The sequence below is a fragment of the Streptomyces sp. NPDC102406 genome, assembly GCF_044765725.1.
In the GTDB taxonomy this organism is placed as follows: domain Bacteria; phylum Actinomycetota; class Actinomycetes; order Streptomycetales; family Streptomycetaceae; genus Streptomyces.
Genome location: NZ_JBIWKP010000002.1, coordinates 120,847 through 133,316 on the forward strand (window position 1 = coordinate 120,847; position 12,470 = coordinate 133,316).

The following is a 12,470-nucleotide window of genomic DNA, read 5'->3' on the forward strand; positions in this document are numbered from 1 at the left end:
GATAGGGCGGTGATAGCGCGAGCATGCGGCCGCGATGGGCGCCCGGTGGATGCTTGCCTCGTACGACGGGGGTCGAACGTGCAAGATCGTGCAAAGGGAGCGGAACTGAGATGGCCGTCAAGAAGTTTCTGGCTGCTTCGGGATTCATCGCCATGCTGGCCGTGGGTGCTGTCGGCGTGCAGCAGAGTGCCCCTGGCTCTTCCGGAACGCAGCAGGACGCTCTGAGCGCCGCAGGGGTTCAGCACAGCGTGAAGCGAGCCCAGGGCGTCAAGAGGCCGCACGTCCAGAGGCCGCACGTCGAGACGCCGCCGAACACTCCGTGGACGCGATAGAGCGTCCCTGACGGGTCGCCGCGGCGACGCATCAGGGACGCTGGGCCGACTACGCGTGCCGGCCTCAGTTGACGGGTGCCACCGGCCGGCCCAGGATGGCAACGATGTCAGCCCGAACGGCGGCGGCTCCGCTGTGATCGAGGAGCCGTTCGCGGACCTTCGCCGACTGCGAATAGTGCTGAAGGGCCTGCTCCACCCGGCCCAGGCGGGCGTTGACCCGGCCGAGGTCGTGCAGCACGTAGCCCTCACCGACCAGGTCGCCGCCGGCGCCGACCATCTCCAGGACCTCGAGCAGGGTCCGTTCGGCCTCCTCGTAGCGGCCCTGGTGCATCAGCATCTGGCCCAGCCGCCGCAGCACGAGGGCCTGGCCCCGGTCGAAACCGGCGGAGCGGCAGATTCCGAGCGCTTCGTCGAGATAGGAACGGGTCCGGACGAAGTCGGCGCGCCTCATCGTGATGTGCGCCATCTCGCCCAGCACGTAGGCCCGGCCGATGAAGTCGTCGGCGCGCACGAACTGAGCCTCGGCGCTCTCGTAGAGGGCGAGGGCGCGGTCGTCGTCGCCGTGGTGCTGTTCGATGCGCGCGAGGTCGCGCAGGCACAGTGCCTGGCCGGTCCGCTCGCCGATCCGCTGAAAGATGTCCAGAGAGGTGCTGAGGTAGGGGCCCGCCGCCTCGTGTTCGCCGCGGTGCAGGTGCAGGGTGCCCAGCGAGGCGAGAACCGCCGCCTGACCGCGTTCGTTGCCGGCCTCCTGCACCGCGCTGAGGGCGATCTGGTGGGTGCGGTCCCACAGTTCGGGATAGCCCCGGGCCTCGAAGAGGGTCACCAGGGTCGTGGCCAGCTCCCAGCACAGCTCGTCCAGACCTGACCGGGCCGCCAGTTCGACCGCGTTGAGCAGGTTGGCCTGCTCGCTCTCCAGCCATCCGAGCGGATCGCGCAGGCACCGGCGGACATGGTCCTCCGGCGGATGCCACCGCTCGGCATCCCCCGTCACCAGCGTGAACGCGCCACCGTAGATCTCCTTGTGCGCCCGCTCCGCGAGCGCCAGCCAGCCGCCCACCATGCGCCCGACCGCCGCGGCCCGCTCCGCCTCGGAGATCTCCGAGGGCAGCCGTTCCTGCGCGAACGCCCGCACGATCTGGGAGAGTCCGCGACGGAACTCTCCGCCCTCCCCCTCCGTGATGTCCAGCAGACGCATGTCGATGAGCGGTTCCAGCAGGTCGGCGGGGTGCGGCGTGCGGTCGTCGACGAGTGCGGCGCCCAGCCAGCTCGGAATCTCCACCCCCTCGGCCAGGCTGATCAGACAGAGCAGACGACGGTCGGCCACGGCCAGACCGTCGTAGCTGAGCGAGAGACTGGACCGGATGGACAGCTCGCCGTAGGCCAGCTCGTCCAGGCGGCCCTGCTCGTTCTCCAGCCGGTACCACATCGAGGTCAACGACCAGTGCGGACGTGCGGCCAGCCGAGCCCCGATGATCCGCAGTGCCAGCGGCAGCCCGCCCACCAGCCGGATGAGAGCCCCCGCGGCCTCCCGCTCGCCCGCCACCCGCTGCTCTCCGATGATCCGCCCCAGCAACTCGACGGCCTGCTCCTGGCCCATCGGTCGCAGGTCGAAGCGGCGCGTGCCCGGCAACGCCGTGAGCCGGCCACGGCTGGTCACGAGTACGCGACTGCTGCCGCTGCCCGGCAGCAGAGGTGCCACCTGCGACTCGCTCACCGCATCGTCCAGCAGCACCAGGATCCGCCGGTCGGCCAGCAGCGTGCGATACATCTCCGCACGCTCGTCGAGGCCGTCGGGTATGGCCTGTCCCGGGATACCCAGCGCGCGCAGAAACCGCCCCAACGCCTCGGCGGGGCCTACCGGTTGCCCGCCCAGTCCGCGCAGATCGCAGTAGAGCTGCCCGTCCGGGAAGCACTCCGCCGCGACGCGGTGCGCCACATGCCTCGCCAGCGTGGACTTGCCGACACCGGGCTGCCCGAGCAGCACCGTCACGTTCAGCCGCCCATCGTCTCGCCGCGCGGAGACGGCGTCACAGACGGCGTCGACCAGCCTGCCATCTGCCACGAAGTCGCCCACGTCGGTGGGTAGTTGTCTCGGGATGACGACCGGTTCGGGGTCGGCGCCGCTGTGCGGCGACGCGTCGAGGAGCCGTAACCGCGCGGGAGGGTGATGTTCGGCCGGCTCCTCCACACCGCCTTGTTCGACCCCGCCGGTCAGGATGGCCTGCGCCAGGTCGCGCAGTTCCCGTCCCGGGTCGAGCCCCAGTTCCTCGGTGAAGATCACACGCCCCTGGTGATAGGCGTCCAGCGCCTCCGCCTGCCGACCCGAGCGGTACAGCGCCGTCATCAGATGCCCGCGCAGCCGCTCCCGCAGCGGGTGGTGGGCGACAAGCTGCTGCAACTCGGCGATCAGGCGCTCGTGCCGGCCCAGCTCCAACTCCAGGCGGACACATGCCTCCACCGCCTCCAGGCGGCTCTCGTCCAGCCGCGCCGCCGTCCCCGCGAGCGCCTCGCTGGAAGCACCCGCCAGGTACCTGCCCCGCCACAGCCCTGTCGCCGCGCGGAACGCATCCACGGCGGACGCCTTCAACCCCTCACGCGCCAGGGCATGCGCCTGTCCCACCAGCCGGCGGAAGGTACCGACATCGGTCGCGTCCTCCGCCACCCGCAACACGTATCCGCGGGCCCGGGTCTCGATGGTGGCGTCGACTCCGCCGTCCGACAGGGCCTTGCGGATCCTCGAGACGCATATCTGCACCTGGGTGCGTGCGGTCTTCGGAGGGTCGTCGGCCCAGATGACATCCACGAGTTGGGCCGTCTCCACCACCCGGTTCGGCTGGAGCACCAGCGCGCCGAGAACGACCTCCTGCCTCCCCGGTGCCACGTACACGGGCCCTCGCGGACCACTCACCTCGAGCGGCCCCAATACCCGGAAGGGAACCGCCACCACACCGCTGCCGCCGTAGCCTGCCGACGCTGCCATGCACATCCTGTTTTCTGTGGAACGGCCAGGGTTGGACTGGCTCGCGCAATCGGGCCGTGCTTCTCATGCTGTCCTGACGCATCGGTCCCAACCGAAGACCGACGCGAATGCTTCCCGACGGCACCTGAGTGGCGGCCTCGTCGCGGCCACGAACGCCCGGATATCACCGCGGAGAGCGAAAACTACCCAGGCGCCGAACCCATAATGTTCGACGATGGCCAAGCGTCTGGGTTTTACTGGTCCACGGGGGCCTCACCCCTTTCAAGTCCCGTCAGTCTACCCCGACTTGGCCGACATCCCATGGTTCTGTCATTTTCCCCACACGGCCCCCTCCCGCGCGATTCCGATACCTCCCTCGTGGGCGTAATTTTTTTGGCAAATGCATTTCCTTCTGGAACCGAGTGCGGACTTTTCGCATCCGCCGGGACACGACGACGACAGGGCGCACACGACTGACGACAGGGACGCACCCCCGCCTCACCAGACACGCCCTCAAGTCGTGCGCTGCGATGATAGGGAGCGCGCGAGCGGGAGGCCATGCCCCGGGTCGATACGGTCATAGTGTTCATACACCTGACTCCGGAGGGACAGCGCGAGTCACTTGGCGACATCGGCCGGCACAGCACTACCCGCACACTCTGCGGCCGGTTCCACGCTGCACATGAACAGACCGCAAAGCGCGCAGTCCGGGCCGCCCCCCTTTCCCGCTATCGGCCGCGGGGGACGGCTCTCATACGCTGCGAGCCAAGCCAAACCGTGTGTATGACAAACACTGCGGCAATTCACCAGGGGTAAACGGTCCGGCGCCGAAGCCGCGTCGGCGGGGATTCGCACAGCGCAGCGGCGCACACCGTGAACAAGCCCTTGGACTCCGCGGCCCGGACGGGCTGAAGCCTGAGGCCGTCGAGGCGGCTCTACGACGACCAACACCCCTCGGTGATCGGTGATCGGGACAGCCGCCCGGGCGCCCAGGACATCCGCCGATCCATCTGCTGTGCGGACTGCCGCCCCGCGATCCGCTGCCCCGCATGCTTCAACTGCTGCCACAAAAGCGGTTGCTCATGTACCTCCTGGCGCGTCGGCTCGTTGGTCTGGTGGTGGCGAAACGACGGTCGCGGCCGTGGATCGTGTCGGATGAACTGTGGTCGCTCATCGAACCGTTGCTGCCCGAGCCTGAAACGGAGCCGGCGTCTGGGACCAACTCCGCGTCGCCCCTGACCGGCGGAACCGCGACGACGTCACCCGACTCCTGCCCCTGCTCGATGAGGTCCCAGCCCTCGCGGGGCGGTCGGCAGACCGCGTCGACGCCCTGACGCGCTTCTCACCGACCGCGGCTACGACCACAACAAGTACCGTCGCCTGCCCTGGCAGCGTGGCATCCACCCCGTGATCGCGAAACGAGGCGAGCCACACGGCACCGGCCTGGGTATCTTCCGCTACGTCGTCGAGCGCACCGTCGCCTGGCTGCACGGCCTCCGCCGCCTGCGCATCCGCTGGGAACGACGGGACGACATCCGTAAGGCCCTTGTCGGTCTCGCCATCCGCCTGATCACCCACCGCCATGTCCAACGGCTTGGTCAGCGCCTGCACGCCGCGATGAACTTCCGTACACGGCCGGCCCCACCTCCTGGTGCGATCCTGGATGGTGCCGGCCTGGGACACCGGCTGACAACGCAGTGCATCCGCTGCGAGCGAGGTCGCCGGGTGCCCCGGGGTGTTCTTCAGGGCGCGGGTGCCGCGAGATAGCGCTGGAGGGTGGGCCCCGGGCCGGTCCACGACCTCCTCGCGGCTGAGTGCCACGCACCGTGTGACCGGGCCCGGCCCGCGGCTCCAGGGACCAGCAGGCCGCGCTTGCGTGATGGAGGGCCTCCGTGTCACGCGCTGTCAACTTACGCTGCCGCGGCGGTGAACGGCTTGCGTGCGGCATCCGTGTGATGCCGTGGGAGCGCTTCCATGGCGGCCGTGCGCCCGCCGTCACGCCGGTGCTCCCAGCGATGACCCCAGCCACGACAGGAAGGGACGCTCCCGTGTCCGTCACCGCAGGCAACACCGCGAGGAGTTCACTGAGAACGACGCTCGTCGCGCTCTACGGAGTACTGGTGCCACTGCTCGCCGCGCTGCTCCTCGGCGCGCACCCGGCCGCTGCTCGCGCCGACACCGCCGACGTGCCCTACGCGACCCTCACCGAGGTCACGAACTTCGGCAGCAACCCCAGCAATCTCCAGATGTACGTGTACGTCCCCGACAAGGTCACCGCCAACCCGGCGGTTCTCGTCGCCGTCCACTACTGCACCGGCTCCGGACCGGCGATGTACAACGGTACCGAGTACGCCTCGCTCGCCGACCGCTACGGCTTCATCGTCGTCTACCCGTCCGTCACCCGGTCCAGCAAGTGCTTCGACGTCTCCTCGCCGCAGGCGCTGCGGCGTGGCGGGGGCAGCGACCCGGTCGGCATCAAGTCGATGGTCGACTGGGTGCTCGGCGCCTACCACGCCGACCCTCAGCGCGTCTTCGCCACCGGGATCTCCTCCGGCGCGATGATGACCAACGTGCTGCTGGGCGTCTACCCGGACGTCTTCGCCGCCGGCGCCGCCTTCGCCGGGGTTCCGTTCGGTTGCTTCGCCACCACCGACGGCTCCGAGTGGAACAGCGCCTGCGCCAACGGCACCGTGATCCGCACTCCGCAGCAGTGGGGCGACCTGGTCCGCAACGCCTACCCCGGCTACACCGGCCCGCGCCCCCGTATGCAGCTCTGGCACGGCACCCAGGACGACACACTGCGCTATCCGAACTTCGGTGAGGAGATCAAGCAGTGGACGAGCGTCCTGGGCGTGAGCCAGGCCCCGGCCGCCACCGACAGCCCCGTCGGCGGCTGGACTCGTACCCGCTACGGCGCCACCGGTGACCGCGCGCCGGTCGAGGCCATCAGCCTCCAGGGCGTCGGGCACAACGTGTACGCCTACGGCATGGGCGCCCGCGTGCTCACCTTCTTCGGCCTGGACGGCACGGTTCCCGGTCCGGGCCCCGAACCCCAGCCGTCCGGCTGCAAGGTGACCGCGAGCACCTCCGCCTGGAACACCGGCCTGACCGCCTCCGTGGCCGTCACCAACACCGGCACCACGGCGATCAACGGCTGGAAGCTCGGCTTCACCCTGCCGGGCGGCCAGAACATCACCAACGGCTGGGGCGCCACGTATGCCCCGTCCTCCGGGGCGGTGACGGCGACCAACGTCTCGTACGACGGCACGATCGCGCCGAACGCCACCGTGACGATCGGCTACCAGGCGACGCACGGTGGCAACAGCGGGGCGCCGAGTGCCTTCACGCTCAACGGCAGCGTCTGCACGATCGCCTGAGCGGCCGGACGGCCCACAGCCCGTCCGGCCGAGTGCTCCGTACGACCTGACCGGATCGGCCGCCCGACCGCGATCCGGCCGGGCGGCCGAGCCGATCGGTAAGGTGCTCGCACGGTGGCCGGAGGATGCTTCTCCGGCCCCTCGCGTTCGCGTCCACCACGGTGTGCCGCTTACGGCCGTCGACCTTCTTCCCGCCGTCGAATCCCCTGGTCATCAGACCACGGTCGGCGCCGATGCGGCTGCCTTCACCGAATGCACGTCAATCACGGGTGCGGTCGGCTCCGCATCGTGGCCCGCGGCCTGGCGGACCCGGTCACGCAGCCGGTCGTGGAACTCGGCCGTCAGGCTCTTGTCCCGCCAGCGCCCGTGTGCACGAACTGGATCGATGCCGGGCTCACGAATGCCGTCATCGAGCACGGCCGGTCGCTGGGCATCGACGTCGAGGGGTGCCGCGTGATCCGCGGCGACCGGCGGACCTGGCAGCACAGCCGCGAGACCGCGTGGCGGGCACCGATTCGCCGCCCCGCCCAGCCGTCGTGGTGCGCAAGGCCGATGCCCTCACCCGGTGCGTTCCGGGTCAGCGTGCCGGGCGGTAGGTCGCGATGATCACCCCGCTGCTGGTGGGCCGGGCGCTCACCAACTGCAGTCGCTTCAACGCGGCGTCGTCGGCGAACAGCTTCTTGCGACCCTCGCCCGCCACCACGGGATGGATCAGCAGCACCAGTTCGTCCAGCAGATCCAGTTCCAGCAGCGAGCGCACCAGCGTCGGGCTGCCCGCGACGGTGATGTCCTTGCCCTCGCCCGCCTTGAGCTCGTCGACCGCGGTCGCCAGATCGCCCTTGATCAGCGTGCTGTTGGCCCAGTCCTCGACGCTGTCCAGCGTGGAGGAGACGACGTACTTGGGCGATTCGTTGATCCACTTCGCGAAGCCGGCGTCCTCCCCGCTGGTCACCGTCGGCCAGTACCCGGCCCACTCGGTGAACGTCACCCCGCCCAGGAGAATCGTGTCGGCCGTCTCCAGCGTCACCGCCAGCGCCGCCCCCATCTCCTCGTCGAACGCGAACTGCCATTCGTTCGGCGACTGGGCGACACCGTCGAGCGAGACGAACAGACCCGAGACGACCTTGCGCATGATTCCTCCGGTTGAGATCAGGGATGCCCGCCCGCCCCGGCCGGGGCGGGCGGACCCCATCGGCTACGTCAGGAACACTAGGCAGGCCACCGGGGTCAGGTCTTGTACAGAAGCGACAGCGGCTCCGCCGCGTCCGGTGCGCTCAACTGGGTGGCGGTGCGCCCCACGTACCGCTTCAAGGACCGCGCCAGGTGCGGCTGGTCGAAGTACCCCAGCAGGTGTACGACCTCCTGCGCCGACACCCCCTCCTGGACCAGCACCGCCGCCTGGCGGGCACGGTGGATCTGCCGGACGGCACCCCGGGTCAAGCCGGTCGTCGCGAGGAAGCGCCGTTGCAGGGTGCGATCGGAAACATCCGGGCAGGCTCCGCCGAGCACCGCGGGCACGACGGGGTCCGCGTCCACGATTCCCTCGCGCACCATGCGCCGCACGAACGCCTCTGCGTTGTCGTAGTCGGGGACATGCCAGACCGACCCCTTCAGCCACAGTGAACGCCGCGTCACGTCGGGGATCGCCGCGTTGCCTCCCACCAGTCGGCTGACCGGGATGTGCGGCATCGACGTACCCAACGCGAAACTGATCCCGAAGAAGACAGCGTCCTCGGGGACCGGCGCGATGGACGCCTTCGCCGCCGGGCCCAGCACGGCCGCCCGCACCTCACCTCGGTGCTCCCAGAACACGAGCTCCCCGTGCGATGTCGCGACCGACATCATCCGGCTGACGTCGTCGCTGCGGCTGCGCCACACCCGCTCGATGTACGGCAGTTCCGACGGGCGGCTCTCGATCAGCAAGCCCAACGCGGTTCTCCTCCCCCGGCCCCACACCCTGACCTGCACGACCAGTCTGACACCTCACCGGACGACGGCCCCCGCCCCAGATGAATGAGTCGCTTGCTGTCGACCTGGTCACCGGCTGGTCATCGGCGGACACGCCTGGCTCGCGCTGTCTCGCGTGATCCTGCTGCGGGCGTGACCTTCCGCACCCGGGCCCGTGGTCGCGCCGGTGCAGCGCGTGTCACACGGCTACGCATCGCGTGGCTTCCCGGCGGTGCAGGTGGGTGTGAGACCACGACCCCGCGGTTCGCCCTGCCACCTTTCACCGGCCCGCTTGCCGGGCCGCGAGCGCGGAGGTCCCGTCGGTGCGCGTGTGAGGGGTTGTGGTCGCCACCGAGGTGCCCCGGCACCCAGCCTGAACTGCGCTTGCGGGCTGGAGGCGTTCGGATGGGGCAGTGCCGGTGGGCCCTCGTATGACCCCGGCTCTGGTCGTCGCCGGACGTCGCACGCAACGGCAAGGGGTGCCGTATGCCGGGCGCAACGACGGGGCGTATGGCAACCGGCGCCCGCCAGCCTGAACAGGGGCGTGCCGAGCACGGGGAAGTGCACTCGCCGCCCGCTGATCCAGCTCAGCACTTCTCGGGCGCGGTTCATCACAGTCGCCTCTCTGCGGGCGATGAAGTCGAACATCACGACCGATTTCCCGTAGTGGACGTGCCAGCGTTGTTGCCACCGCGGGGCGTGCTGCGTGCCGGCGCGCGCGAAGTAGGCGTGGTAGCGGTCGATCTTCGGCGCGATGATGTGTGAGTGCGGGGAGGAAACGGAGAGCTGCGAGCCATCGCCCGTGAAGTCGTGAATGGTTTTCGGCAGGAGGATGCGCCGTACCGTGCGGTGCCGCTCCCCCTGGACCACCAGGAGTTGGGCCTGCGCGGTTCCTTCGCGCGGCTACTTCAACCGTTGGCGGATACGTTGCCATACCCGGAGCGCCGCGACCGTGAATACGATCGCGGCGCTCATCGCGGCCGGAGGCTCAGGAACCAGCCACGTTTGTGGGGGCGGTCCAGCCGGTAGCTCGGATCCACTCGACCAGGTCCAGGGTGGCCGGCTCGATCGAGCGCATCGCCGCGAGGTCCGAAGGGTGTTCCGTCGCCTTCGCGAACTCGCGGAACATCGCCTTGTCGAGGTCGTTGGGAAGCACGCTCAACGGGAGGACCTCGTACCGTGCCGGGAGCCCGGCGCGCGCGCCGAACGCCGCGGCGATCTGGGGACCCGTCAGCTCGTCGCCGACGAGCTCGACGGCTCCCCCGGGCGCCTCCGCGATGTCGAGCAGGAGCGCGGCGGCGACCCGGCCGATGTCCCTGACCGAGATCATCTTCAGGGCGACGTCCGCCGGCAGCGGCAGCCTCAGCACGATCTCCCCATGCTCCAGGCTCGGTGCCATCACGCTCGCGAAGTTCTCCATGAAGGCGGTCGCGCGAACCATCGTCGCCCTGAGGCCGGACTTCCTCAGGTGCTGCTCGATCGAGTGCTTCGAGTCGTGGTGCGGCACACCCGACTCCCGGTCCGCTCCGAAGACCGAGTTGAACACGACGTGCGGGACGCCCGCCTCGACCGCCGCGTCTACGAGCGCGGTACCGATGCGGATCTCCGCCTCGACCTCTTCGAGGCTGTTCGCCTCCGGGGTCATGAAGTAGAACCCCTCGGCCGTCGTCAGCGCGGCGGCCACCGACGCCGGGTCGTCGGCCCGGATGGCCGCCAGCTCGACGCCGCGGGCTGCCAGCGCCTGAGCCCGGTGGGACTGCGGGTTGCGGACCAGAGCCAGCACCCGCGTCTTGTGGTCCAGCAGCGCGTCGACCACCGCCCCGCCCTGTTGCCCCGTCGCGCCGAAGACTGCGATCGTGCCGGTCGTCTGTGTGCGCATCGCTGCCACCCTTCATTAGTTCATGGCGTGAACGAAATTAGTTCACGGCATGAACTTCGTCAAGGTATGGGGGTAGCGGGACCTCACGGTGTGATGGTTGCTTCTAGGAGGGCGAAGAGAGGTCCGAGGTGTCCACGATGGCGGTGGCCACACGCTCGAAGTCGCGCTGATCGTCGGCGTCGAGGTTCCTCGCGATCTCGGGCAAGCGCTTGGCGACCTCGGCATAAAGGGCTTCGGCGAGCACCTTCCCCGTGGGCGTCGCACTGAGCATGACGACCCGTCGGTCCTGCGCCGAGCTTGCCCGGCCGACCAGCTCGCGCCGCGCGGTGCGATCGACGAGCTGGCTCAATGCGTTCTTCGTCATACCCAGCGACGCGGCGAGGTCGGCCATCTGCCGCGGCTCGTTCCTGACTGCGCAGAGCAGTGTGGCCTGCGAGGGGGTCAGGTCGAACTCGGCAGAGATCTGCGCGTACTTGCGTTGAATCACAACCGAGAGCCAGAAGAGCTTGTCGCCATAGTCCACGCCGACCTCCCCGGTCCGATGACGAACGATCAGCCTACTCGTCGCGGGCCAGCAGGCCACGCCACTCACCAGGAGATGCACGATGCACACCTCTGCGAGACCGGCCTGGCACTCCTACCCCAACCAGTCTGATCGACTTACCCTGTCCCTTCACCCTCAGTATCCGGCAGAGGTCATCGACATCCTCCACTGGCCCCCGCGGCGGGCGGATCGGAACCACTGAGACGGATCAAGTTCGCCGCCAACGAAAACGCGCCATGGGCCCCGGCCGTCCCAGCCCCAGTCCAGCGGTGCACGACTCTGTGCGGAACCAGGAGGGTGACACCTCGATGGCGCGGGAGGGGGACTCGGAGCTGGGCGGCAGCGTGCTCTTGTCGGTGGCGAGGCGGTCGACATTGAAGGTGGACACGCCCGCGCCGAGTGCCGAGGAAACGTAGGAGTAGCGGCCGTCGTCGAGAAGGTAACGACGGCGTCCGGTCATGCTTGTTCTCAAGAAGGGGGCCCTGAAGGGCGTGAGGCGTGGCCGACCGGTGTGAACGCTCGCACCCTGGACGTCCGGCATGAAGGCGGAGTGGCGTGCGGAACGGGAACGGCTCGGGCGGTGCGAGAGCGCGGGACGCCGCCGAGCTTCGTGCAGGCGAGGGAGGTGCCCCCTTCTGCGTGGGTGCTACGTGGGGGGCCGGTGGTGTCACCAGATACCGGCCACGGCTGGGCCCCGCCCACCTGGGGAGGCAACGTCTTCACGGGATGCCTGGGGAACCGGGCGCTGGTTCCAGAGTGCGCGTAGTAGGCCCGGACCAGGGCGAGGGCGAAGGTCTTCGAAGGCCGGCGACGCCCCCGCAGACTGTCTGCCTATCCGAATGTTCGACTGGGGGCGTCCGCTGGACCGCGCTGAGCCCTTCGTCGCCGCTTTGGGGCCGGACCCCGCGGCTGTTCGATGGGATCTGCACGCATGGCCTGCGGTGCCCGAAGCCGGGCTGGAAGCGATCTCGCAGAAGTACGCCTTCCTCACGCTGACAGTGCATCCCCGGGACCTCTACCAGGACGAACCGTCGCAGGACCACACCGTCCACGTTCACGTCCGGGACCGGAGCGGCGACCAGATCGCCCGCGTCCACTGGCTCGCCGATCACGTGGGTGGCCGATTCACAGGCAGGGTGGAGTCGGCGCCTCTGCAACCCCTCAGCAAACAGGCAAGCCGGTGTTCCTCTCCGCCCCTGCCGCGTGATCGGTCCCACCGCCGTGACGCAACCGCTCGGGACGGTTCCGTAGAACGTGAAAGCCCCGATGCGGCAGGCGGGTTGATGGCCTGGCCGCCGCATGCGGCGCGCTGCGACCGCCGGGACCGGCCGGACGTGTGCGGTGGCCTTGTGCAGGTGCCGGCCGCGCTCTCCCCCTCTCACGGCCGGACCCGCCTCAACCGGTGGCGTCAACATGCGGGAGAGCGCCGACG

At 69.4% G+C, this 12,470-nt stretch carries 7 protein-coding genes and 1 pseudogene; 2 read left to right on the forward strand and 6 right to left on the reverse strand.

Features of this window, described 5'->3' with window-relative positions:
* Positions 1-396 precede the first annotated feature (396 nt).
* The gene (locus ACIRF8_RS09125) at positions 397-3,312 is read right to left on the reverse strand and encodes an AfsR/SARP family transcriptional regulator (protein WP_404212569.1); all 2,916 of its coding nucleotides are present in this window, start codon (positions 3,310-3,312) and stop codon (positions 397-399) included.
* Positions 3,313-4,537: 1,225 nt separating this feature from the next.
* Between ACIRF8_RS09125 and ACIRF8_RS09130 the strand changes: the two are divergent.
* Both ACIRF8_RS09130 and ACIRF8_RS09135 read left to right on the forward strand, forming a co-directional pair.
* Positions 4,538-4,887 (forward strand): annotated as a pseudogene (locus tag ACIRF8_RS09130) (IS5/IS1182 family transposase); the annotation flags it as partial.
* A 419-nt stretch (positions 4,888-5,306) separates the two neighbouring features.
* The gene (locus ACIRF8_RS09135) at positions 5,307-6,668 is read left to right on the forward strand and encodes a PHB depolymerase family esterase (RefSeq protein ID WP_404212571.1); all 1,362 of its coding nucleotides are present in this window, start codon (positions 5,307-5,309) and stop codon (positions 6,666-6,668) included.
* A gap of 213 nt (positions 6,669-6,881) precedes the next feature.
* On the opposite strand, the gene ACIRF8_RS09140 is transcribed toward ACIRF8_RS09135, so the two are convergent.
* The 5 genes from ACIRF8_RS09140 to ACIRF8_RS09160 all read right to left on the reverse strand — a co-directional run bounded on the left by ACIRF8_RS09140 (position 6,882) and on the right by ACIRF8_RS09160 (position 11,017).
* Positions 6,882-7,085, reverse strand: coding sequence for a hypothetical protein (locus tag ACIRF8_RS09140; protein ID WP_404212573.1), 204 nt, complete (start codon positions 7,083-7,085; stop codon positions 6,882-6,884).
* Positions 7,086-7,245: 160 nt separating this feature from the next.
* Entirely contained in the window at positions 7,246-7,800 is a 555-nt protein-coding gene (locus tag ACIRF8_RS09145) for a dihydrofolate reductase family protein (protein WP_404212575.1), read from the reverse strand.
* A gap of 95 nt (positions 7,801-7,895) precedes the next feature.
* The gene (locus ACIRF8_RS09150; protein ID WP_404212577.1) at positions 7,896-8,591 is read right to left on the reverse strand and encodes a helix-turn-helix domain-containing protein; all 696 of its coding nucleotides are present in this window, start codon (positions 8,589-8,591) and stop codon (positions 7,896-7,898) included.
* Positions 8,592-9,603: 1,012 nt separating this feature from the next.
* On the reverse strand, positions 9,604-10,494 hold the full coding sequence (locus ACIRF8_RS09155; protein WP_404212579.1) for an NmrA family NAD(P)-binding protein: 891 nt from the start codon (positions 10,492-10,494) through the stop codon (positions 9,604-9,606).
* Between the two features lie 103 nt (positions 10,495-10,597).
* Entirely contained in the window at positions 10,598-11,017 is a 420-nt protein-coding gene (locus tag ACIRF8_RS09160) for a MarR family winged helix-turn-helix transcriptional regulator (protein WP_404212581.1), read from the reverse strand.
* Positions 11,018-12,470: the final 1,453 nt, after the last annotated feature.

Bases quoted from the DNA above. Each gene is read 5' to 3' on its own strand.
- ACIRF8_RS09125 (WP_404212569.1), bottom strand. From the start codon at position 3,312: ATGGCAGCGTCGGCAGGCTACGGCGGCAGCGGTGTGGTGGCGGTTCCC.
- ACIRF8_RS09135 (WP_404212571.1), top strand. From the start codon at position 5,307: ATGACCCCAGCCACGACAGGAAGGGACGCTCCCGTGTCCGTCACCGCA.
- ACIRF8_RS09145 (WP_404212575.1), bottom strand. From the start codon at position 7,800: ATGCGCAAGGTCGTCTCGGGTCTGTTCGTCTCGCTCGACGGTGTCGCC.
- ACIRF8_RS09155 (WP_404212579.1), bottom strand. From the start codon at position 10,494: ATGCGCACACAGACGACCGGCACGATCGCAGTCTTCGGCGCGACGGGG.